Origin of the sequence: Aquimarina latercula DSM 2041 (assembly GCF_000430645.1) — a bacterium.
Taxonomy (GTDB): Bacteria; Bacteroidota; Bacteroidia; order Flavobacteriales; family Flavobacteriaceae; genus Aquimarina; species Aquimarina latercula.
Genome location: NZ_AUMK01000016.1, coordinates 12148 through 35894 on the forward strand (window position 1 = coordinate 12148; position 23747 = coordinate 35894).

A 23747-nucleotide genomic window follows, 5' to 3' on the forward strand; every position below is an offset into this window, starting at 1 on the left:
CACCTTTCAAAAAATCAACGTTATGTCATTATCTCCTCTTCAAGCTATTTCGCCAATTGATGGTCGTTATGCTTCTAAAACACAATCATTAAGCACATATTTTAGCGAAGAAGCCTTAATAAAGTATCGTGTATTGGTAGAAATAGAATACTTTATTGCTTTATGTGAGATTCCATTACCGCAATTAAAAGATATTGATGCAGCAATTTTTGAAAAACTAAGAAAAATCTACACAGAATTTTCTACTGAAGATGCTCAAGCAATAAAGGACATAGAAAAAGTTACCAACCACGATGTAAAAGCGGTTGAATATTTTATAAAAGAAAAGTTTGACATTCTAGGTTTACAGGAATATAAAGAGTTTATACATTTTGGTTTAACATCTCAGGATATTAATAACACGGCGATTCCTTTAAGTATTAAAGAATCTATTGGTGATGTCTATATTCCACAATATTTAGAATTATTAGCTAAACTAAAATCATTAGTAGAAGAATGGTCTGATGTCTCTATGTTAGCTCGTACACATGGACAACCTGCATCTCCTACTCGATTAGGAAAAGAGTTTCAGGTATACGTAACAAGATTAGAAGCTCAATTTGATTTATTAAATGATATTCCTAGCGCTGCTAAATTTGGTGGAGCTACAGGTAACTACAATGCTCACAAAGTTGCATATCCTTCAATTGATTGGAAAGATTTTGGAACTCGTTTTGTACAAGAAAAACTAGGATTACATCACTCTTTTCCTACAACACAGATCGAGCATTATGATCATATGGCAGCTTTGTTTGATGGATTAAAACGTATTAATACCATTATACTAGATTTGGATCGTGATGTATGGACGTACGTGTCTATGGATTATTTTAAACAAAAAATCAAGAAAGGCGAAGTTGGATCTTCTGCTATGCCGCATAAAGTAAACCCTATTGATTTTGAAAATAGCGAAGGAAACATTGGTATTGCTAATGCATTATTCGAGCATTTATCTGCCAAACTACCAGTTAGTAGATTACAACGAGATCTAACAGACAGTACTGTACTCAGAAATGTAGGTGTTCCTTTTGGGCATACATTAATTGCTTTTCAGGCTACTCTAAAAGGGTTAAACAAGTTATTGCTTAACAAAGAAAAGTTTGCTCAAGATCTTGAGAATAATTGGGCTGTAGTTGCAGAGGCTATTCAGACAATCCTAAGAAGAGAAGGATATCCAAATCCGTACGAAGCATTAAAAGGACTTACAAGAACGAATGCTGCAATAAATCAAAATTCTATTTCAGAATTTATAGAGACGCTTGAGGTTTCTGATACTATAAAAACAGAACTAAAAGCCATCACTCCATCTAATTATACAGGAATATAGCTCATTAGAATTATCAAATAAAGTCAAACAAAAAAGCTTCGACCCTGTAAGTCGAAGCTTTTTTTGTTATATATAGACAACTATTAATCGATTTTTACATCTCCTAAAATATCTTTTATAGCACCGATATCCACATCTCCTTTATCAATTGCATTCATCAGTTTTGCTACGTTTCCTGGTTTCATATCATCACCTAACACTCTCACTAAAGCCAAACCTCGATCTCCATTAGAAGCAAACACAATCATCTCATCAATATTATCTTCTTCTCCCTGAAACTTTAACACTGCTTTGGTTCCATTAGAACCAAACCGCATTAAGGTTTCATATTTATTAGCTTCTAGTATTGTATTGATTTTTGCTTTTTCTTCTTCGTATCTTGTTTTTGTTCCTTCTTTAAGAGGTAGTGCTAAAAAATTAACTTTTTTGATACTTTCTAGCGCTTCTCTCTCGTCATCAGAAAGATTTACTTTTTTAGTTCTAGCATCTAGTAAACTTGTTGCTAGGTCTACTGCAACAAAATCTGCATCACCTTGATGATCCACAAAATACCTTTGGAGTGATGTTTCACTGTTACAACTTATAAATAGCATCCCGAAGACTACTAACGTTAGTTTTATTATATTTTTCATTTTAATTGGTTTTTATTCGTACTAGCCGAACAGGTTGATTTGATTGATGATAAGCTTCCTTAGGTATTTCTACCTAAAGAAGCTTGGGTGTAACTTAAACTAAAATATAAGCTTAATTTTTCTTATTCACTTTCTTAAGTTCTTCTCCTCCAGGAACATTTAAGTGATCTGCAATTTTAGAAACTTGTCTTAGGTCAATATCTCCAGTAATAGTCATTACTACTGTATTAGGGCCTCCATCATTTTCCATTCCTTCTAAAAACATAAATAATTCAGTAACGTAATTATCATTTTTACCAGGCTTAGAGTAAAATTTTACGTTTTTTCCATCGCTTTTAAAACGCATTAGTTCATCTAATGAAGTACTCTTAAGATACTTTTGCACATCTGCTTTCATCTTCTGACCTATTTCATTTTTTTCGGTAACAAAGATTTTAATGTTTTCAATATTTTCTACTAGGTTTACATAATCTTTGATTTCAGGATCATTACTTTCTAGATCCATCTTACTTAATAACTTAAACATTTTACTAGTTACTACAATAGATGACACATCGTTCATGTCTTCGTATTTATCAAAATTGCTTTGTGCAATAGAAATATATGGTACAAATGCTACTAATAGTATGATTACAAACTTTTTCATAATTAATTCATTTTAAGATATTCCTTTGTTATAGGAATAATATTCGTTTTTATTTTATTAATTTATTTTTGGCTGTTTCGAACTCGTTTAAATACACTAATTCTTTTTTAGCTGTATCGAACTCGTTCAGGTAGACCAAATCCTTTTTGCCCTCATTCATTAAACTAGCTACCAAATCAAGGGCTTCTTTGGTTTTCTGCAATGCTAATTCAGGATCATCATAGGTACCATATACACCTTCTGGATCAACTCCTGCAGGAATATCTTTTATAAACAGCCCCACAATCAAGGCTATTGATGCAGCTACACCTATCCAGGTATACCAGGGTACTCTACTTGTATTAGTATTTAAACTAATTTCAGAACTAGCAGTTACTTGACTTTCTTCAGAAAAAAACTGAAACAAATCTTTATATTTCTCCAAATGTGACGGCACGCTTTCTCCGGTAAAATAAACCTTTAATTCTTTTTCTTCAGAAAGTGTCGTTTCTCCTTCAAAATACTTATCCAGTAGTTTTTCTAGTTTAGCCAACTCCATAATTGTGTTTTTTTAATAATTCTTCTCTTATTATTTTTCTTCCTCTCGATAATGCTACTCTAACCGCTGTTTCATTCATCTCTAACATTTCGGCAATTTCTGCATTATTGTATTGTTCTATATCTCTTAGCTGGATTATCATACGTTGTTGTTCTGGTAATCCATCCATAATTTTACCTACCCAATCTAGACTATCCTTAGCCTCTACTTGTCGTTGTAATGAGGGACGTTCATCTTTATAATTACTATGTACAATTTTTAAGTTTCCACTTTCTTTTGCCTTCAACTTATCATAGCAATAGTTCTTAGTCATTGTCATCGCAAATGCTTCTACATTTTTATACTCAGCCATTTTTGTTTTATTCCTCCATAGCTTTAGTAATATTTCTTGCGTAGCATCTTCTGCTTCTTCATTACTCACCAACAATCTTTTAGCCAACCTGTACAGCTTGTCTTTAAAACCATTGGTAAGCGATATAAATGCTCTTTCCTTCATATTGTGTTGGTTGGTTGTTACAAAACTAACTTGTTAGCTTTATATAAGGGAGACGACTATACCTATAATTTGTTACACATTTTTTTAAAATTATAATAAAGTCCCTATTTTTAGGGTTATATAAAACAAAAAAAGTTTATGAAATTGCTAAAATATTTTACTGCGCTTCTTTTCTTAGGAAGTATAGTTACCGGTTGTTTTGATGATAATGATGATGTAATACAACCTTCTTCTGATCTCGACATTAAAGATTTTATAAGAAGAGGAATGAATGTATGGTATCTATATAAGGAAGATGTCCCAGATTTAGCAGATGATCGCTTTTCTTCTAATGGAGAATACACCGATTTCTTAAACTCTTTTAATTCTCCAGAATCATTTTTTGATCACTTAGTTGCAGATCAAGATGAATTTAGTTGGATTGTTAGTGATTATATTGCATTAGAACAATTGTTAGATGGCATTACATTAAACAATGGAATGGAATTCGGATTAGTTCGATACCCAAATGAACCAACACAAGTTTTTGGATACGTTCGTTATGTATTACCCGGAACAGATGCTGAAGCTAAAGGAATAAAAAGAGGAGATATCTTTAATACTATCGATGGAACTCAAATCACAGATTCAAATACAACCACCTTACTATCTCCTGAGTCATACACTATTGGTTTAGCTACTTTTGATGGAACTAACATTACACCAACAGGAGAATCTGTTTCTCTAACAAAAACGCAGTATACAGAAAACCCAGTTTTTTTAGCCAAAACTTTAAATGTGGGAGGAAACCCTGTTGGATATCTAATGTATAATGGATTTAGATCTAATTTTGAAGCAGAACTTAATAATGCTTTTGGTCAATTTAAATCTGATGGCGTTACTGATTTTATATTAGATCTACGATATAATGGTGGAGGTGATACAGAAACCACTAAGGACTTAGCTAGTATGATTACAGGACAATTTAATGGCGAAGTTTTTACTACAGAAGAGTGGAATTCTGATAGACAACCACAATTTGGGGACACCAATCGTTTTGACAATCAGATAAGAAATGGAGATGGAATCAATAGTCTTAACCTTAGTAGAGTATACATCCTAACCACGAATAGATCGGCTTCTGCGAGTGAATTAATAATAAATGGTTTAGACCCTTATATTACAGTAACTCAAATAGGAGATGTAACTAGAGGTAAGTTCCAAGCATCAACTACCATTTATGATTCTGATAATTATTTTAGATCTGGTACAAATTTGAATCTTGGTCATACTTATGCAATGCAACCTTTGATTTTAAAAACTATCAACTCCGTTGGTTTTACGGATTATTTTAATGGATTTACTCCCGAAATAAGTAATCCAGAGGACTATAGTAACCTGGGAGTACTTGGAGATCCTGATGAACCACTTCTTAATGCTGCTATTAACGCTATCTTGAGTAATCGAAGCAACATACAGAACAAAAATATTGAGTTTAGCGAATTGGGAGACAGTAATATGCATCAACCTGACTACGAAAGAATGTATAAAACCTTTGATAAGAAATAGTTGATATAAGATTTTATAAAAAAAGGTCCCAAACTTAAGTTTGGGACCTTTTTTTTAGTAAAGAAAATATGTTTAAAACTTCAAATTAAATCCTATTCGAGCATTCCTCCCTCTGGTGCTAAAACCAAAAACCTCTTGATAGTCTTCATTCGTTATATTATTCATAGCTGCATAAATGCTAAGGTTATCCATTAATTGATGACTAATGTAAAAATCTAATATCCCATAACTATTCAATGTTCTTGATTCTGATGCAAAAGTTGTAAAATCCGTAAAACGCCCTTCTCTTTCATCGTTATACTGATAACTTAGTGACACAAAAGATTTGGATGACATATTATACCCAATACTAGCATTAAATTTAATTTCTGGAATACCAATTCTGGAAAGTTCTTCATCCACATTAGTATAGGTAAAATTACCTCTTAATACCATTTTATCATTCATTAACTTAGAACTAACCTCAAACTCTAATCCATCGGTTGTAAACTCTTCTGATATATTCTGGTATTGAAAAACAAAATTCCCTGTATCAATAAAATCAACCGCGTTCTCCTGATTACGTGTAAAATACACTGCGCTCATTGTAGTTTTCTTATCTAAGGATAACTCAGCACCAACCTCAATAGTACTATTCTCTTCCGGTTCTAAATCAGAATTCCCAAAACTCGGTGAGAACAACTGAAACAATGATGGTGTGATATAGGCGGTACTATACGATGCCAATCCTTTAATATAATTTCCTCCAAAAGTATATGTAAATGATGGATTAACATTGTACACCATATGATTACCATATGCGCTATGAATATTCAATCTTGCTCCTGCATTGACTTGAAAACCAAAATCAGATACGTATACCAAATTCACATAAGGATCAATAATATCAAAATCTGCCTGATGGTCATTAATGGTCTGAATAAACTCTTCTCCTCTGCCAGACGCACTAAATCCATTATAATCATTATATGATCCATTAGCACCAATTACAGTATACAACCAGTTACCAAATTTATACTTATTATATGCATCAAACGTATATACTCTACTCTCACTTCTCGAAGGAAAATCCGTCAAGAATTCTCTTTCTAACAATGCATAACTATCCACAAAAGTAAAACTTCCGTTAGGATATTTAGCTTCCCAAAAACTTCCTCCTCTTACTTGCCTACTGGTTCCATTATTGTTTCCATCAATCCCGTTTCCAACATCAAATTCATTCTTGTAATCATCTATATTACCAAAAAAGTGAAACCTAAAGTTTTTATTCCATTGATATCCTAGCTTAGCATATACATTATATTTAGAATATGAATCACTTTCGAATTCTTGTGATGATGTATCTTCATCCAGTTTTTCTGCTTCAGACAATCCATCTGTAAATTGGTTACTAAAACTGGCCAAATAGTTAACTTTTCCAATAGTTCCATTTATAGACGCTGAATTTACAAATTCATTCACATCATACTCCTGATCTTCCTGGGATTGATTCGTTCCAAGACTAGAAGAAAATTGTGCAGAAATAGCTTTTTTGCTCTCTTTTTTCGTTATTATATTTATAACTCCTGTAGCCGCTCCAGAGCCAAATAGTGTACTTGAAGCACCTTTTAGAATCTCAATAGATTCTATTTGATTTAAAGCTAATAACCGAAGGTCAAATTCTCCTGATATTGTAGATGGATCATTAACCGTAACACCATCAATTCTAATAACCACTTGACGATTAGAACCTCCTCTGATATTATAATTTAAATTCTTACCGGCTCCACTATTACTACCATTAATTTCAATTCCGGCTACCCTATTTAATACAGTAGCAAGAGATTGTCCTTGGCTGCGCTCAAGTTCCTCTGAGCTAATTTTAGTAATTACCTTACCGCTTTGTTCTCTCTTTAATTTAAATTTCGAATCAGAAATTACCACTTCATCTAATTCGTTTACCTTTTCTTCTTGGTTTACTTCTTGCGCTGAAATAACCTGAGCTCCTAACATAATTAGCGTAGCCCCAAAAAACACTTTTTTGTTCATTTCCTAAATGACTTAATTTTACAATTACCGGAAAAAAGTATGCAGTTTACCCATACCTAAACTTCTATCCCGAAAGTTTGACATATCGAATTTAGGCAGGTCTCCTGGCTTACGTCTTATTGTTTACCTTCCCATTCCGAAAATGTCGAAACAGTGGTTATAAAGAAATAACAATAAGCGCCTACTACGTTACTGAAATAACAATCAGTCTCGATTTGGCAAAGTTTACAGTTGCGGGAACAGCTCAGGATTCATTCATTATAGATTTATAATTTATTCACCTGATTCCCTTTTAATTCTTAACACTTGAAAGTGTCTTAAAACCAAAATTCTGCGCGAATGTATCATATTTCTTCGAAAATGTGTTCTCTTTAATAAATAAATTAGTAATACTAGTATATTTACACTCTTAAAAACCACAAATGTTGTATTACGTAACAGGAGGAGAACGCTCAGGCAAAAGTAGTTATGCCCAAAATCTCGCATTAGAACTCTCGGATAATCCCACATATTTAGCGACTTCTAGGATTTGGGATGGAAACCATAGAGCACGTATTGATAGACATATTGCTGATCGAGACAATAGATGGGTCTCCATTGAGGAAGAAAAAGAGCTATCTAAAGTTGTCGATGATGATACCACAGTGGTTATTGATTGCGTAACTCTATGGCTTACTAATTTCTTTGTAGATACCAAAAATGACATTGAACTTTCTTTATTACAAGCAAAAGCAGAGTTTGATAAACTCTTAAAAATTAACGCTACTATTATCATAATATCCAATGAAATTGGAATGGGAGTCCACGCCTCGACAGAGATTGGTAGAAAATTTACAGAGTTACAAGGTTGGATGAATCAACATATAGCAAAACACGCTGATCAAGCAATACTAATGGTATCAGGAATACCTGTAAAAATAAAATAAATGAATTTCGAAATTTCTCCATTAGATAAGTCTTTAGAAAACGCAATACAACATAAAATTAATCTAAAAACTAAACCCGTTGGGTCCTTAGGCAAGCTTGAAAAAATAGCATTGCAAATAGGATTAATACAGCATAAAACAAATCCACAATTAAAACATCCAACAATTCTTGTTTTTGTTGGAGATCACGGAATCGCAGAAAAAGGTGAGGTAAATCCTTACCCGCAAATAGTTACGAAGCAAATGGTGTATAATTTTCTTAATGGTGGTGCAGCGATTAACTCATTTTGCATCCAAAATAAGATACATCTAGAAATTATTGATGCAGGAGTAAATCATGATTTTGATAATGTTCAGGGGCTAATTGATGCCAAAATAGCGTATGGAACTAAAAACTATGAAATAGAACCAGCAATGACAATAGATCAATGTAATAATGCTATTGCTAAAGCGTCTCGTATCGTTTTGGACACATTTCAAAACGGGTGTAATGTAATAGGTTTTGGTGAGATGGGAATTGGTAATTCTTCTGCAGCTGCATTATTGATGTCTCATTTTACAAAGATTCCAATTATGGAGTGTGTCGGTGCAGGGACTGGAGTTCAAGGAGACGCTATTAAAACAAAAAAAAGGATTTTAAAAACTGTTTTTGAAAAGCACAATCCCAATTCTCCTATAGAAGCACTCACTACTTTTGGAGGTTTCGAAATTGCCATGATTACTGGAGCAATACTTAAAGCTGCAGAATTGAAAATGACCATTCTTATAGATGGTTTTATCGTAACTGCAGCCCTATTGGCCGCTAATGCAATTAATAAAAACGTATTGGACTATTGTATTTTTGCACATTCATCCGAGGAACAAGGGCATCAAAAAATATTAAACTTTCTAGAAAAAACACCTTTATTAAATCTAGGAATGCGATTAGGCGAAGGTACTGGTGCAGCGGTTGCATACCCCATTTTAGAATCTGCGGTATCATTCCTAAATAATATGGCTAGTTTTGAAGAAGCAGAAGTTACTACAAACGAATAAAACCTACTTCTAAATGAAAAAAGGAGTCTTATCCATATTGATCGCTACAATTGGTTTTTTCTTTACATATAAATATCATACGTTAATGTATGAAATACAAAATAGTCTTATCACTGGAAAGGAAATAAATTTCCTTTTTATTAATGATCTAGCATCATTTAGAAAATTATTTAAAATAGTTATCATAAGCATCTCATTATTAAGTTTTTATTTAGGAATTGTGAGTGTTTTAAAGAAAAGTAAAATTGGAATAGTAGGTATAATACTAGCTAGTATATTATTCATCTCCGTCTTTATAAATTTCTGGAAGTATTTTATTTAAAACTATTTTAAAAACATTAATATACACCAAAATCTAAGAGTTAATATTTATGAAAAAAGAGATCCATATATTTTTTACTGCTCTTATGTTTTTCACAAGAATCCCTTGTCCTAAATGGGTCAATCACGATCCAGGGTATTTACGTAAGAGTTCTAAGTACTTTCCTTTAGTCGGTATTTTAATTGGAGGAATTGGAGCTTCAATATTCTATGGATTCTCTTTCTTGTTCTCACTAGAAATCTCTTTACTTCTTTCTATGTTTAGTACTATTTATGCCACAGGAGCATTTCATGAAGATGGATTTGCAGATGTTTGCGATGGTTTTGGTGGTGGTTGGACTAAAGAAAAAATTCTTTTGATCATGAAAGATTCCCGATTAGGAACCTATGGAACTATTGGAATTTTGTTATTACTGGCGATTAAATTTTCTGCTTTAAGAGAAATAGCTCCCGTATATATTCCGTTAATTATAATCTCTGGTCATAGTCTTAGTAGGTTTATAGCGACCACACTTATTTTTACACATCCATATGTTCGTGATACCGATGATAGCAAAGCTAAACCCGCAGCAAAGAGCATGAGTATTTCCATGCTTATGATTAGTGCTTTTTTTGGGATTGTTCCGTTAGTGTTTTTTCTAAATCCCTTAGTCTTTCTTACATTGATCCCTATGTATCTTTCTAAAATGTTTCTAGCAGCTAAATTTAAAAAATGGATAGGTGGCCAAACTGGTGATTGTGCTGGTGCGGTTCAACAGCTTAGTGAAGTAGTATTTTACCTTAGTATATTAGCATTGTGGAAATATATCTAGTAAGACATACGACTCCTGATATTCAAAAGGGAATATGTTATGGACAAAGTGACCTAGACATCACAGATACTTTTAAATCTGAGGTTATTAAAATTCATAATCAAATACCAACCAAAGAAATATCTAAGATTTATAGCAGTCCACTAAAACGGTGTAAAGTATTAGCAGAAACATTCTGTATCGAAACTATTTTTGATAACAGATTACAGGAATTAGATTTTGGTGATTGGGAATTAAAAAACTGGAATGACATTCCGCAAGAGGAACTAAATCCATGGATGGAAGATTTTGTAAATGTTAAGGTCCCCAATGGAGAATCTTATGTTATGTTACAGCATCGTATGATCCAGTTTTACAAATCTCTAGATCATTCTTTAAATAATAAAGTAATAATTGTAGCTCACGCGGGAGCCATAAGAGCTTTACTTGCTCATATTAGACAAATAGACCTCAAAGATTCTTTTAAAATAAAAATAAATTATGGAGATGTAATTAAAATCTAACCTAACCGTAGTGTCGCAAAATTATAGTTAGAAGAAGTTTCTTTTCCCACTACATGAACATCAAGTCGTTCTCTAAACAGCGGAGCATTTACCACTAATGTATGATACTCTCCATTTTCTCCACAAGCATCCACCCCTAAATTTTCTAAATCTTTGATAAGTTGTCTATCTATACTTCTTCCTAAAAAATCCGGTCCTAACGTATGATTACAAGAAACAATTAGGGCTTCAATTCCATGATCAATCATATTTAGCACCAACTGCTTTCTCGATTGTTGCCAGATAGGTAACATTGCTTTTAAATCTACAGCTTTGGACACTTTCTCCTCCCAGTCCCTATGAGATTGAATATCAATATCTCCAAAAACAGCAGATTTTAAATCATATAAATCGGTTAGCTCTTTTAAGTTTTCGATATACAATCGTTCATAATCAGTCCATGTACTTTCAAAAAAATGGATAGGTAACTTCATAGCACTTGCCTGCGCTCCCAATATTTCTTTTGGAATTCCATGTGATCTAGACCGATCGCCATATTCATTGAGTACATTTAATAAAACCGCAGGCTCATGGCCTTGTTCAATAGCAATATGCATTGCATAACAGCTATCTTTCCCTCCACTCCAAGAACACAAAAATGACATGTCATATTATTTATCTGTACAAATTAACGGTAAATCATTATACGTTTTCAAAAAATATATCGAAGTTTGAAAAATATTCTAAATCACATGAAGCATTTCTATATCCTATTTGCATTATTTCTTTCTTTTCAATCATGTAAAAAGGAAAATAAAGAAAAGGTGTCAATAGCAACACAAAAACTTGTAGAACAAAAAGTCCAGTACGCAATAGGATTTACTATTCAAAACAAAGAGACCTATAAAGAAATAAAGATTACCTCTCCGTGGCCAGATGCCAAAAGTTCATTTACATATATACTGCATCCTAAAGGAACTGAAAAACCAACAGTAAACGGAAAAGTTTCGTATATCCAAATTCCAGTAGATAAAACTGTAGTTACTTCTACCACAGATATACCAATGTTAGAATATCTGAAATTAGAGAATAAATTAATTGGTTTTCCTCATTGTGATTATATCTCCTCAGAAAAAACGAGGGATTTAATTGATAATGGTTCTATTACTGAATTAGGTAACAATGGTCATCTAAACACTGAACTCACATTAGAACTAGCACCAGAACTTATTATTGGATACTCTGCTACCGGTGATACCAAAACGTATGATTTATTAGAAAAAACAGGGATTCCTGTTGTTATGAACGGATCTTGGATGGAACAGCATCCATTGGGTCGTGCAGAATGGATAAAGTTTGTAGCAGCTTTTTATAACAAAGAAAAAGAAGCTGACAGCATTTTTAAGATGATTGAAAAAGATTATAATAAAGCAGCTACTTTAGCCAAAAATTCTCCAACATCTCCAACCATCTTATCCGGAAATATGTTTAAAGATGTATGGTATGTCCCTGGAGGAGATAGTTACGTTGCACAATTTTTAAAAGATGCTAACACAAAATATTTATGGGAGGAAACACCAAAAACAGGAAGCATTGCGTTAAATTTTGAAAGTGTACTTGAGAAAGCTCAAAACGCAGATCTTTGGATTGGTTCTGGATCTTCTAAATCTCTTTCAGAACTAAAAGAAAAAAACAATCGCTATACTTTTTTTGAAGCATTTAAAAATAAAACCGTATATTCTTCTACGTTAAAAACCGGTGCAAAAGGTGGGTTGATATATTATGAATTAGGTCCAATGCGTCCGGATTTAATTCTTAAAGATATAATCCAAATAGCACATCCCGAACTATTAACAGATTACGAACCTTATTTTTTCGAAAAACTGAACTAGTTGACCCCAAATAAATCATATAAAAGTGTTTTCATCATCATCATCATAGTACTCTTACTATGTTTTGTAGCTAATATAAGTCTTGGATCAGTATTAATTCCTTGGCTGGATACCCTAAAAAGTTTAGTAGGCATTTCGGTCGAAAAAGAATCTTGGAGACATATTATTATAGATTATAGATTACCGAAAGCTATTACTGCCGTAATTGTAGGAAGTGGATTAGGGATATCTGGACTATTAATGCAAACATTATTTAGAAATCCCTTAGCTGGACCTTTTGTTCTTGGTATCAGCTCTGGTGCAAGTCTTGGCGTAGCCTTATTGATTTTAGGAAGTGCATTAATAGGTGGAACCACGGCACTATTTTTAGTATCTAATTGGGGCTTAGTAGTTGCCGCTAGTCTAGGTAGTATATTAGTTTTATTTATGGTGATGTTGGTGTCAATTAGAGTTAGAGATACAATGGCAATTCTAATTATAGGATTAATGTTTGGTAGCATCACTGGAGCAATCGTAAGTGTACTTTCTTATTTTGCGCCGGCAGAGCAATTGCAGCGTTACATTTTTTGGGGATTTGGAAGTTTAGGAAATTTATCTTGGATCGATGTATTAATTTTTTCTTGTATTGCTTTATTAGGAATTGTATTAGCGGTTTTTGCAATAAAACCTTTAAACACATTATTACTAGGAGAAAATTATGCCCGTAGTCTTGGACTAAACATTAAAAAAAGTCGTTTCTTGATTATTTTAGCGACTGGATTATTAGCAGGAAGTGTTACAGCATTTGCTGGACCAATAGCTTTTATAGGGCTAGCGGTACCGCATTTAACAAGACAATTATTTCATACTTCGGACCATAAAACATTGATTCCTGCAGTAATGCTAATAGGTAGTTTAATCATGTTGGTTTGTGATATTATCTCACAATTGCCCGGAACTGAATATACATTACCAATAAATGCTATTACATCATTGATTGGAGCTCCAGTAGTCATCTGGTTATTAGTAAGAAAACGAAAAATGTTGTTTTAATTTAAGAAAATCAAGATAGTATAGAGTACCTAAAAAGATTCGATACTATATTAGATGAGTACATTACTATGGAAATAGAGTCATTAGATACTGAAAATCAAAATATCGTTCTAAAAACGGAAGATCTCTCTATTGGTTATAGTCAAAAAAATAATCTAGAAGTTGTAGCAGCAGATATCAATCTTAAATTATACGAAGGAGAACTTGTTGGGTTAGTTGGTGCAAATGGAATAGGAAAATCTACTTTGCTTAGAACACTATCTAAGGTACAGCCAGCATTACGTGGTGACATATTTTTATCTGATAAAGAAATTAGAAAATATAAAACTTCAGAATTAGCCTCGCAATTAAGTATCGTATTAACAGAACAGATTGCTTCAAAAAACCTAACTGTAAAAGAATTGGTTGCACTAGGAAGACAACCTTATACCAACTGGGTAGGTAAACTACTCGAGGAAGATATCGAAAAAATAAGAAAAGCTATAGAAGTTACTCATATAGAAGAACTCGTAGACAAAAGATGCTTCGAATTAAGTGATGGACAACTACAAAAAGTTCTTATAGCTCGAGCGATTGCGCAAGACACACCATTTATTATGTTAGATGAACCGACAACACATTTAGACGTTTATCATAAAGCATATATATTAAAGCTATTAAAACGTTTAGCCTTTGAAACTCAAAAGACGATTTTATTTTCCACACATGAGATTGATTTTGCAATTCAGTTATGTGATAAAATGATAGTCATGAATTCAGAAGGTTTCGAATTTGGCCGACCTAAAGAACTAATCCAATGTCTAGCATTTTCCGCTCTATTTCCAGAAGACCTTATTTTATTTGATCCGGAAACCGGAAGTTATAAAGTTAGGCACTAACTTTCCTAGTACAAATCACAAAGACATTCATCGAATAAACAACCCTTTTATAGAAAAAACGTATAATTTCTGTGTGGTTTACTCGGCCATTTTATACCTAAAACCAATACCTTCGCCGCTCAAATAAAACCTTAACAAAATGAACAAAATTTTTAGACTCAAATCAATCGCATTATTATCTGCTGTAACACTATTTATTACAAGTTGTAGTTCTGATAGTAATGATGATATTTTTATTGATCCTACTGACCCTACTACTTTTGATGGCGAACTTTCTGTTTTCGAAACAGGAAATGACAATCGCACAGTAACTATCGACGGAGCTAATGTATCTGGAACTAATGCAACTGTAAAAGTTTCTTTTCAATCCTCTAGTAATACAATGAGACGATTATATGTAACTCAAAATGTCTCTGGTTTTGGAGCGGCACCTTACGATTTTTCGGTTGCAGGTGTAACTGTAGATGATAAAAAAGACGGTTCTTTAGATCTATCATCTGATAATGGTGATGCATTCGAATTTGCAATTCCATTCCCAGTGCCTACTAGTGCGGATAGTAACATTGTATATACTATATGGGCCACAACTGGTCGTGGTGACTTTAGAGATATCTCTAAAAGAAATGCTATTAGTGATACTGCTATAGGAACTATTACTATTACTGGTAGTGGAACAAGTACTGCTAATGGTATAAAAACATTTACAAGTACACTATTAGCTGCACCTCTTGGTGATGGTTCTTCTGATACTTTTATGTCTGTATTTAACAATAAAGTTTACAAAATAAGTGAAGGTGAAGAAACAGCTGCTTTATGGGATTTTGGATATTATTATGGATTTACCCAAAATGCATCCCTTGCTTCAACTTCAAACTATCCTGAGCTTTTTGACACTGATAATGACAATGTTGCTGACGCTGCGGTATCTGGTCTTACCGGTGTAGCCCAAGATGAATTAAATAAATTCTATATTGCTACTTCGACTATTGATTTTGATGCTATTACTAGTGCCTCTGATCTAGATGTAATAACTCAGGCAACGACAGAAAGAGTTACAGGTCTATCAATGGGAGATGTTTTAGAATTTACAGATCAATATGGAAAAAAGGGTATGATCAAAGTTACAAACATTACCGGAACTGATGGTAACGACGGATCGATCACTCTTGACATCAAAGTTCAGATATAACCATAACACTTATATATATTTTAAATGGCTATTCGTTTTTCGGGTAGCCATTTATTTTTATAACTAAAAAGAAATGGTTGTATCCAGATTCTTACTTAATTTTGTAATAAACTATTGATTTGAAAAACCTCAAAGAAATTATCATTCAAATTGTACAATGGGGGACTACTCCAAAACTTCCTATTGAGAATAAAGAACTTGTTTTAAAACAAACTATGATATCTTTATATCAAGAATATCTAGCGATTGCAGGACATACTCCAGAAGACGAACAAGAATATCCAGAAGCTCCAGAATTTAATTTCGAAAAGATCTCTAATACTATTAGATCTAATTTTCCAAAATTAGGATTTTATCAAATGATTTTAGATCCTTTTGAAATGACCAAGCCCGATAATGGACTTGGCGATGCTAATGATGATTTATCTGATATTATCAAAGATCTAATGGAGGTTCAATGGAGATTCGAAAACACAAGTGATAAAGATGCTTTGTGGTATTTTGAATTTATTATGCGTAATCATTCTGAGAGACATATTGTTAATATTTTAAAAACATTAAAAGATTTAGAAGAACAATCATAATTTGATTATTTACTCTTACTTCTTTTCGACTTATACTGGCTAAATTTTTATCTTTGAAAAAACTACTCTTAAGGCAAGCTCTTGAGCATTTGTGGTAAACTTATTTTTTTATCTTGAGGCAAGCCTCGGAAAATCAAAATCTCGATTATCGAGTAAACAAAAAATTACATGTCAGAATACATATTGCTAGTCGTTGCAGTCGTTGCAATTATAATAGGTTTTTTTATAGGTAAATACGTGGCATCACTTAAAAACAAAAGTGATCAAAGTACGTTAAACGAACGCTCTAATCAGTTACAATTACAGTTAGAAGAAGCAAAAAAAACTTCTGAACAACAGCTAGAACTCGCAAAACAACAACAGCAAGTACAAAAAGAAGCTTTAGAAAAACAACTTTCTAACACCGCTAAGGAAAGAGATGAGATTCGGAGAGAAAAAGATTTTCTCAATACTGAACTTACCCGACGTAATGCCGAGTTTGAGAACTTACAACTCAAAAACCAAGAACAAAAGGAAGAAGTTGGAAAACTGCAAGAAAAATTTACAAAAGAATTCGAAAATCTAGCGAATAAAATTTTAGACGAAAAATCCAATAAATTTACGGAACAGAATAAAGAAAATATTAAAAACATTCTGAATCCTTTGCAAGAAAAAATCAACACTTTTGAAAAAAAAGTAGAACAAACTCATAAAGAAAGTATCGATTATCATGCTGCATTGCGACAACAGATTGTAGGACTGAAAGACCTCAATGAACAGATGAGCAAAGAAGCTACGAACTTGACCAAAGCCTTAAAAGGTGATAGTAAAATGCAAGGTAATTGGGGGGAACTGGTTCTAGAACGTGTACTCGAAAAATCTGGACTAGAAAAAGATCGAGAATATTTTGTACAACAAAGTTTTACTACTACCGATGGCCAACGTGTTTTACCGGATGTAGTGATTCACTTACCTGATAGTAAGAAAATGGTCATCGATTCTAAAGTCACGCTAACTGCCTATGAACGATATGTGAATGAAGATGATGAAAACTTAAGAACTACATATCTAAAAGAACACATCACATCCTTAAGACGTCATATCGATCAACTCTCAGAAAAAAATTATCAGGATTTATACGATATCGAATCACCTGATTTCGTATTACTTTTTGTACCTATAGAACCCGCTTTTGCTATTGCAATTAATGAAGACAGTAAACTGTACAATCAAGCGTTTGAAAAAAATATAGTTATTGTAACTCCATCTACACTTTTAGCAACGTTACGCACCATTGATACTATGTGGAATAACGAAAAACAACAACGTAATGCGATAGAAATTGCGAGACAAGCAGGTGCACTTTATGACAAATTCGAAGGGTTGGTTAAAGATCTGACTGGGGTAGGAAAAAAGATCGATGATGCTAAAAAAGATTATTCTTCTGCGATGAATAAGTTAGTAGAAGGCCGTGGTAATCTGATTACCAGTGTAGAGAAACTTAAAAAAATGGGAGCGAAAGCTAAGAAATCCCTACCAGAAGCAATTATAAAACGAGCCTCTGAAGATAACGACATTTAATTTTCACTTATGGAAGCAGACATTACTCAGATCATCATACAATTATTCATTGGATTAGCATATGCAATTCCAACATTATTCTTTATTATAATAAGCATCTATTATTTACTAAAAATGGGATCTCAAATTGACGGTATTCTAATTTTAGCAGGTAATGTGATCATATTCTTATGTATCGTTATTGGGCGAATACTATTTATACAATTTGCTTTTTATCAAAAATGGGAAGGTACTATTTATTCCTACATAACAACAGCTATTAGCATCGTATCCGTTATTGGAAGTATACTATTTGCTGTTGGGGTATTTCTTTTAATGAAAAAAGTGATCAAAGCAAAATCATTAACTTCATGAAAACGATCCACACACTCATTTTTTTAGTATTTATTGGGCTTTTTACCGAAACAAGTATTGCGCAACAGCTCTATTTCCCAGAACGAGGAAATTGGAATGAAAAGAGTCCTACCGAATTTAATATCGATTCTGCAAAGCTTAACGAAGCTGTTGAGTATGCCAAGGATCAAGAATATTCCGGATCTAGAGATCTACGACAAGCAATACTAAAAGGTTTTGAAAGAGAACCCTATCATAAAATTTTGGGACCTACCAAAAAAAGAGGTGCTCCAGCAGGTTTAATTCTAAAAGACGGATATATTATTGCTAAATGGGGTGATATAGATCGTGTAGACATGACTTTTAGTGTTACCAAAAGCTACCTATCAACCATCGCAGGTTTAGCATTAGATAATAAGTTAATTAGTTCTGCAGATGATTTTGCCTACAACTATATTTGGGATAACACATATGATGGTAACCATAATAAAAAAATTACCTGGAGACATTTACTTACACAATCATCTGATTGGTCCGGACAATTATGGGGTGGTTATGATTGGGCAGATCGTCCTCCAAAAACAGGTGACATCGATAATTGGAAGTTCAGAAAACTACAAGAACCAGGTAGCGTTTTCGAATATAATGATGTTAGAGTAAACGTATTATCCTATTCACTCCTAAACATTTGGAGAAAGCCTTTACCACAAATTCTTAAGGAAAAAATAATGGACCCTATTGGAGGTTCGACTACTTGGAGATGGTATGGATATGATAATTCTTGGGTTACTATTGATGGTATCCAAATGCAATCCGTAAGTGGTGGCGGTCATTCTGGCGGTGGTTTATTTATCAACACTAAAGATCACGCTCGTTTCGGACTACTATTTATGAATAATGGGAAGTGGAATAACAAACAATTGATTTCAGAAAATTGGATTACAGAAGCTACTAAATCTTCTAAAGCCAATTCGAATTATGGATTTATGTGGTGGTTAAACCAAAAAGGATCTCGTCATTGGGAAGGGCTTCCGGAGCATCTATTTTATGCTGCGGGATTTGGGGGTAATTTTATTGTAGTCGATCAAATACAAAATATTGTTATTGTAACTAGATGGTTAGAACCCAATAAAATAGATGAATTCGTTACTAAGATTTATGATTCTTTCTAAAAATTTTACCTCTATATTTGTAGTAATTTTAAAACTCAGCTTATGATATGTTTCACACTTGTATCAAAAAAAAACAGCATTTACGCCGTTCTTTTTTTAATAATTTTGGGAATTACAAGTTGCACTAAAGATGCAGACAATCTTACGTTTACCGCTATTACTTCTATAGAAGGTATCGCTCCAGAAAGTGGGCCAGGAGATACCGAAGTTACAATTACTGGTATTGCCTTTGATACCGATCAAAATGCTACTTCTGTTTTTTTTAATGATGCAGAAGCTATTATAAACTCTATTACAGCTACAGAAATCAAGGCTATTGTTCCAAGAGGCGCACAAACTGGAATCGTCAAAGTAGTGACGCAAGGAGAAGAAACCTTAGGACCAGAGTTTACATATATAATCACACCAGCACAAGTAAGCACGCTAATACGCAGTGAAGTATCTGGTGATGTAGATGGACCTGTCGCAGAAGCATCTTTTTCTTCTCTATGGAATATTGCAGAAGATAATGAAGGTGCTATTTATATAACGGATTATGGTAATAATAAAATTAGAAAAATTGATGTCAACAATATTGTAAGTACCGTTGCCGGAATGACAGGAGTTACCGGATCAGTTGACGGCACATTAGCCGAAGCTACTTTTTCGAATCCGAGAAGTATGATCATAGATCCTGACGGGAATCTTGTATTGGTTGATTTCAATAACAACAATGTTAGAAAAATAGACCTCACTAATCAAACAGTTGAAACTATTGCAGGAACTGGAGAATTCGGATTGGTTAATGGAATTGGCAGTATCGCTCAATTTTCTTCCCCTATTGGGCTTGCTATTGATAGTTCTGGAAACCTATATGTAAGTGATTTTTCAGCTGCTACTATCCGAAAAATTACGCCGGACAATGTCGTTAGTACCTTTATAGGAACCGGAGAGGTAGGTTCTATAGATGGTCCTGCCGATGTAGCTCAAATTGGTTTTGTTACAGGAATGGAGTTTGATAATGACGGTAATCTCATATTTGGTGATGGTAATAGGATACGACAAGTAACTCCAGAAAGAGTGGTATCTACAATCGCAGGTACGGGAGTTGATGGTGATGTTGATGGAGAAAGCGATATCGCTCAATTTGATGGTCTACTTGATTTAGATATTGATTCTGAAGGAAATATTATTGTTGTAGACTTTGGTAATAAAAAAATACGCCAGCTTAGCCCAGAAGGTATCGTAAGCACACTTGCAGGTACCGGAGAAATTGGTTTTATGGATGGTGTTCCAACTATAGCTACATTTAATAACCCTAGAGGTCTGTTGGTTGGAGAAAATGATATTATTTATATATCAACAGATGATAGTATCAGAATTATAACACCAGAATTTTAGTAAATATTTTTTGATGAAAAAAACGCTGTTTTTCATAATTTTAGGAATTGTACTTTTGTTTACCTTATGGTATACTTCTGTATATTTTGCCACGTATAGTGAAGGTGTACGTAGCGGTGAACTTATAAAATTTAGTAACAAAGGTATTGTTTTTAAAACCTGGGAAGGTGAGATCAGTCAAGGGATTTCGGGAGCTCAAATATTTAGTTTTTCTGTGGAAGACAGGAATGATCAAGTCATTAAAAAACTAGAAGAATATCAAGGAAGATATGTAAAGCTAAAGTACAAAGAACGTTTTGCTACCGTTTCTTGGCTAGGAGATTCTAAGTATTTTGTAATTGATGTAGAGGAAGAAGAATCGCCTCATTTTAGAAAATAATACTCGAAAATAACTCTTTATTAAAAAACAGAAATGAAAAAATTTAAAACCGCTAGAGAATCCAGAGTTGTCATTTCTGAATTAATGCTTCCCTCCCATTCTAATTTCAGTGGTAAAATTCATGGTGGCTATATCTTATCACTAATGGATCAAATTGCTTTTGCTTGCGGATCTAAACATTCCGAAGCATACTGCGTTACCGCCAGTGTGGATAAAGTTGATTTCTTAAAACCAATAGAAGTTGGGGAATTAGTAACTATGAAAGCCTCTGTAAATAATGTGGGAAAGACTTCTATGGTTGTTGGTGTAAGAGTAGAATCCGAAAATATTATGACTGGCAAAGTAAAACACTGTAACTCTAGTTACTTTACAATGGTTGCTAAAAATGACCAAGGAAGTAGTGTACCCGTTCCTGGTTTAATTTTAGAAAATGAAACAGCAGTACGACGTTTTGTAAGAAGCATTATTCGTAAAGAAGATGCAAAATCACGAAGAGATCGATTTAAAGCTTCAGAATTTCAACTAGAAGATCACTTAGAACTACTAAAAGAATATAATGTTCAGATCGATCTATAATTTATCCAAAATCTTAGCGTTATACTTGTAAAATCAGGAATCTTATTAATTCCTGGAATATTTGCTATATTGAAGAAAAAAATAATACCTATGAAATCCCCAATACTATTAGTTACATTACTCGTATTTACATTATTTAGTTGCAGTAGTAGCGATGATGGCACTACAGAGCCAGAAGTACCTATAGATCCAGATCCAATTCCGGGTCAGACTTCTACTTATGTTGGTCATGTAAAAGCAATTATTGACAGTAACTGCACAGAATGTCACGGAACTCCGTTACAAAATTCTGCTCCAATGGCATTAGAAACTTTTCAGGAAGTAGTGAATGCAGTAAATGACAGAAATCTATTTAGTTTTATCACTACAAACAATGCTTTTAATGTAATGCCTCCTTCAGATAATGGAGGAAGAATGCCGCAAGCTACTATTGATATTGTAGAGGATTGGATTGCAGATGGTCTTTTAGAACAATAATCCTATTTAAATAAATTGGATTCATTATACCAAAAACTGAAACAGGTCTGGTTTATCATTTAGGTAATCACCAAAAAAGCTATATTGCTTCATTCTGGAAATTAAAGGCTCTAGATCTTTTTTATCTTTGAGTTCTATACCAACAACGGCTGGACCATTTTCTCTACTTGACTTCTTTGAATATTCAAAGTGAGTGATATCATCGTTTGGTCCTAAAACTTCTCCTACAAATTGTTTTAAGGCTCCAGCTCTTTGAGGAAAACGAACGATAAAATAATGTTTTAAATCAGCATACAATAAGGCTCTTTCTTTAATTTCTGCTGTTCGAGTAATATCGTTATTACTTCCACTAACAATACAAACTACATTTTTTCCTACTATTTTTTCCTTATAGAATTCCAAAGCGGCTAAAGTTAATGCTCCCGCAGGTTCTACTACAATGGCATCTCTGTTATACAAGTCTAAAATAGTTTGACATACCAATCCCTCTGGAACTGTCATCATATCCGATAAATATGATTTACAAATATCAAAGTTAAGATCGCCGACTTTTTGTACAGCTGCTCCATCAATGAATTTATCAATATCAAAAATTTCGGTGTTCTTATTTTCCTTTATAGAAGTTAACATAGAAGCCGCCCCTTGCGGCTCCACACCAATAATTTTTGTTTTAGGAGATAATGCTTTCATAGCACCACATAGTCCGGAAGCGAGACCACCACCACCAACAGCTACGAATATATAATCAATAGGTTGATCCACTTGATCAAATATTTCTAAACCAATAGTTCCTTGCCCCTCTATTGTCTTAGGATCATCAAATGGATGAACAAACGTTTTTCCTTCTGCAATACAAGCATTCTTTGCTGCTTTTGATGCATCATCAAAAGTATCACCTTCCAAAACAATTTTCACCTTTGATCCGCCAAACATTTGAGTTTGTTCTACTTTTTGTTTAGGAGTTACAGATGGCATATAAATAGTCCCTTGTATTCCTAGATGATGGCAAGCAAACGCAACACCTTGTGCATGGTTTCCAGCGCTAGCACACACAACTCCTTTAGTTAACTGTTCTTTTGTTAAAGAACTAATTTTGTTAAAAGCGCCTCTTATTTTATAGGATCTAACACGTTGTAAATCCTCTCTTTTTAATAAAATATTAGCATCGTATTTACGTGAATACCGAATGCTATTCATCAGAGGTGTAACCATAGCAACCTCTTTAATATTAGAAGATGCTTTTTTGATGTCTTCTAATTGAGGGAAATATGTCGTCACTTCTGTATTCATTTTCTATACTCTCATATTTTATCTGCCAGTCTGAGTCCATCAAAGATTACACAATACACATCTCAAAAAACTTCGACAGACCCAGCTAGACAAATAAATTATTATACTATTGGTTTAATCTGTTATTTCTATTGTTTTAGTTGACAGATTGAACTCGTAAACAATCATTTAGGAT

General features: G+C 33.4%; 26 protein-coding genes and 1 riboswitch. Of the genes, 19 read left to right on the forward strand and 7 right to left on the reverse strand.

The features are described 5' to 3' along the window. Nucleotides 1-22 precede the first annotated feature (22 nt). Nucleotides 23-1366 carry an adenylosuccinate lyase gene (purB, locus tag H526_RS0115295; protein ID WP_027393813.1) on the forward strand — a complete coding sequence of 448 codons (1344 nt, stop codon included), beginning with the start codon at nucleotides 23-25 and terminating at the stop codon, nucleotides 1364-1366. Between the two features lie 83 nt (nucleotides 1367-1449). On the opposite strand, the gene H526_RS0115300 is transcribed toward purB, so the two are convergent. From H526_RS0115300 to H526_RS0115315, 4 genes are all read right to left on the reverse strand, one after another. Continuing rightward, the gene (locus H526_RS0115300; protein ID WP_027393814.1) at nucleotides 1450-1998 is read right to left on the reverse strand and encodes a DUF4252 domain-containing protein; all 549 of its coding nucleotides are present in this window, start codon (nucleotides 1996-1998) and stop codon (nucleotides 1450-1452) included. A 112-nt stretch (nucleotides 1999-2110) separates the two neighbouring features. Further along, a complete protein-coding gene (locus H526_RS0115305) occupies nucleotides 2111-2644 on the reverse strand; it encodes a DUF4252 domain-containing protein (RefSeq protein ID WP_027393815.1) in 534 nt (177 codons plus the stop codon). A gap of 49 nt (nucleotides 2645-2693) precedes the next feature. After that, nucleotides 2694-3182, reverse strand: a complete 489-nt coding sequence (locus H526_RS29275) for a hypothetical protein (protein ID WP_051336180.1) — start codon at nucleotides 3180-3182, stop codon at nucleotides 2694-2696. Then, complete coding sequence (locus H526_RS0115315) at nucleotides 3169-3678, reverse strand: RNA polymerase sigma factor (RefSeq protein ID WP_027393816.1); 510 nt, start codon at nucleotides 3676-3678, stop codon at nucleotides 3169-3171. The genes H526_RS29275 and H526_RS0115315 overlap by 14 nt, the downstream gene beginning before the upstream one ends. Nucleotides 3679-3816: 138 nt before the next feature. Here H526_RS0115315 and H526_RS0115320 point away from each other — a divergent pair, with 138 nt between their 5' ends. Then, complete coding sequence (locus H526_RS0115320; RefSeq protein WP_027393817.1) at nucleotides 3817-5226, forward strand: S41 family peptidase; 1410 nt, start codon at nucleotides 3817-3819, stop codon at nucleotides 5224-5226. Nucleotides 5227-5298: 72 nt separating this feature from the next. Here H526_RS0115320 and H526_RS0115325 read toward each other — a convergent pair whose 3' ends face one another. Next, nucleotides 5299-7254, reverse strand: a complete 1956-nt coding sequence (locus H526_RS0115325; protein WP_027393818.1) for a TonB-dependent receptor plug domain-containing protein — start codon at nucleotides 7252-7254, stop codon at nucleotides 5299-5301. Between the two features lie 77 nt (nucleotides 7255-7331). Continuing rightward, nucleotides 7332-7597: riboswitch (cobalamin riboswitch) on the reverse strand. A 79-nt stretch (nucleotides 7598-7676) separates the two neighbouring features. Here H526_RS0115325 and H526_RS0115330 point away from each other — a divergent pair. From H526_RS0115330 to cobC, 5 genes are read left to right on the forward strand one after another with little or no spacing between them, the layout of a single operon-like run. Beyond that, nucleotides 7677-8180 (forward strand): bifunctional adenosylcobinamide kinase/adenosylcobinamide-phosphate guanylyltransferase, encoded by a 504-nt coding sequence (locus tag H526_RS0115330; protein ID WP_027393819.1) that lies wholly within the window; start codon nucleotides 7677-7679, stop codon nucleotides 8178-8180. Then, complete coding sequence (gene cobT / locus H526_RS0115335; RefSeq protein ID WP_027393820.1) at nucleotides 8181-9215, forward strand: nicotinate-nucleotide--dimethylbenzimidazole phosphoribosyltransferase; 1035 nt, start codon at nucleotides 8181-8183, stop codon at nucleotides 9213-9215. Between the two features lie 13 nt (nucleotides 9216-9228). Then, on the forward strand, nucleotides 9229-9537 hold the full coding sequence (locus tag H526_RS0115340) for a hypothetical protein (protein WP_027393821.1): 309 nt from the start codon (nucleotides 9229-9231) through the stop codon (nucleotides 9535-9537). A 49-nt stretch (nucleotides 9538-9586) separates the two neighbouring features. Then, complete coding sequence (locus H526_RS0115345) at nucleotides 9587-10348, forward strand: adenosylcobinamide-GDP ribazoletransferase (RefSeq protein ID WP_027393822.1); 762 nt, start codon at nucleotides 9587-9589, stop codon at nucleotides 10346-10348. Then, a complete protein-coding gene (gene cobC / locus H526_RS0115350; RefSeq protein WP_027393823.1) occupies nucleotides 10333-10851 on the forward strand; it encodes an alpha-ribazole phosphatase in 519 nt (172 codons plus the stop codon). The genes H526_RS0115345 and cobC overlap by 16 nt, the downstream gene beginning before the upstream one ends. Here the strand turns inward: cobC and H526_RS0115355 are convergent. Beyond that, nucleotides 10848-11495: a Dph6-related ATP pyrophosphatase gene (locus tag H526_RS0115355; protein WP_027393824.1), complete on the reverse strand. Its 648-nt coding sequence runs from the start codon at nucleotides 11493-11495 to the stop codon at nucleotides 10848-10850. The two genes, cobC and H526_RS0115355, sit on opposite strands and share 4 nt — an antisense overlap. Nucleotides 11496-11582: 87 nt before the next feature. Here H526_RS0115355 and H526_RS0115360 point away from each other — a divergent pair, with 87 nt between their 5' ends. From H526_RS0115360 to H526_RS0115415, 12 genes are all read left to right on the forward strand, one after another. Further along, nucleotides 11583-12722, forward strand: a complete 1140-nt coding sequence (locus H526_RS0115360; protein ID WP_027393825.1) for an ABC transporter substrate-binding protein — start codon at nucleotides 11583-11585, stop codon at nucleotides 12720-12722. Continuing rightward, nucleotides 12723-13754 carry a FecCD family ABC transporter permease gene (locus H526_RS0115365; RefSeq protein WP_027393826.1) on the forward strand — a complete coding sequence of 344 codons (1032 nt, stop codon included), beginning with the start codon at nucleotides 12723-12725 and terminating at the stop codon, nucleotides 13752-13754. A gap of 68 nt (nucleotides 13755-13822) precedes the next feature. Next, nucleotides 13823-14632: an ABC transporter ATP-binding protein gene (locus H526_RS0115370; RefSeq protein ID WP_035085731.1), complete on the forward strand. Its 810-nt coding sequence runs from the start codon at nucleotides 13823-13825 to the stop codon at nucleotides 14630-14632. Nucleotides 14633-14771: 139 nt separating this feature from the next. After that, nucleotides 14772-15821, forward strand: coding sequence for a hypothetical protein (locus tag H526_RS0115375; protein WP_027393828.1), 1050 nt, complete (start codon nucleotides 14772-14774; stop codon nucleotides 15819-15821). A 119-nt stretch (nucleotides 15822-15940) separates the two neighbouring features. After that, nucleotides 15941-16405, forward strand: coding sequence for a DUF5063 domain-containing protein (locus H526_RS0115380; protein WP_027393829.1), 465 nt, complete (start codon nucleotides 15941-15943; stop codon nucleotides 16403-16405). Between the two features lie 168 nt (nucleotides 16406-16573). Then, on the forward strand, nucleotides 16574-17965 hold the full coding sequence (locus H526_RS0115385) for a DNA recombination protein RmuC (protein WP_027393830.1): 1392 nt from the start codon (nucleotides 16574-16576) through the stop codon (nucleotides 17963-17965). A 9-nt stretch (nucleotides 17966-17974) separates the two neighbouring features. Next, nucleotides 17975-18319, forward strand: coding sequence for a hypothetical protein (locus H526_RS29280; RefSeq protein ID WP_027393831.1), 345 nt, complete (start codon nucleotides 17975-17977; stop codon nucleotides 18317-18319). Beyond that, a complete protein-coding gene (locus H526_RS0115395; RefSeq protein ID WP_027393832.1) occupies nucleotides 18316-19470 on the forward strand; it encodes a serine hydrolase domain-containing protein in 1155 nt (384 codons plus the stop codon). The genes H526_RS29280 and H526_RS0115395 overlap by 4 nt, the downstream gene beginning before the upstream one ends. Nucleotides 19471-19512: 42 nt before the next feature. After that, nucleotides 19513-20850, forward strand: a complete 1338-nt coding sequence (locus H526_RS0115400) for an IPT/TIG domain-containing protein (RefSeq protein WP_035085736.1) — start codon at nucleotides 19513-19515, stop codon at nucleotides 20848-20850. A 13-nt stretch (nucleotides 20851-20863) separates the two neighbouring features. Beyond that, complete coding sequence (locus H526_RS0115405) at nucleotides 20864-21229, forward strand: hypothetical protein (protein WP_027393834.1); 366 nt, start codon at nucleotides 20864-20866, stop codon at nucleotides 21227-21229. A gap of 33 nt (nucleotides 21230-21262) precedes the next feature. Beyond that, nucleotides 21263-21805: an acyl-CoA thioesterase gene (locus tag H526_RS0115410; protein WP_027393835.1), complete on the forward strand. Its 543-nt coding sequence runs from the start codon at nucleotides 21263-21265 to the stop codon at nucleotides 21803-21805. Nucleotides 21806-21895: 90 nt separating this feature from the next. Further along, nucleotides 21896-22282 (forward strand): hypothetical protein, encoded by a 387-nt coding sequence (locus tag H526_RS0115415; protein WP_027393836.1) that lies wholly within the window; start codon nucleotides 21896-21898, stop codon nucleotides 22280-22282. Between the two features lie 24 nt (nucleotides 22283-22306). Here the strand turns inward: H526_RS0115415 and ilvA are convergent, their stop codons facing one another. Beyond that, complete coding sequence (gene ilvA / locus H526_RS0115420; protein ID WP_027393837.1) at nucleotides 22307-23572, reverse strand: threonine ammonia-lyase IlvA; 1266 nt, start codon at nucleotides 23570-23572, stop codon at nucleotides 22307-22309. Nucleotides 23573-23747: the final 175 nt, after the last annotated feature.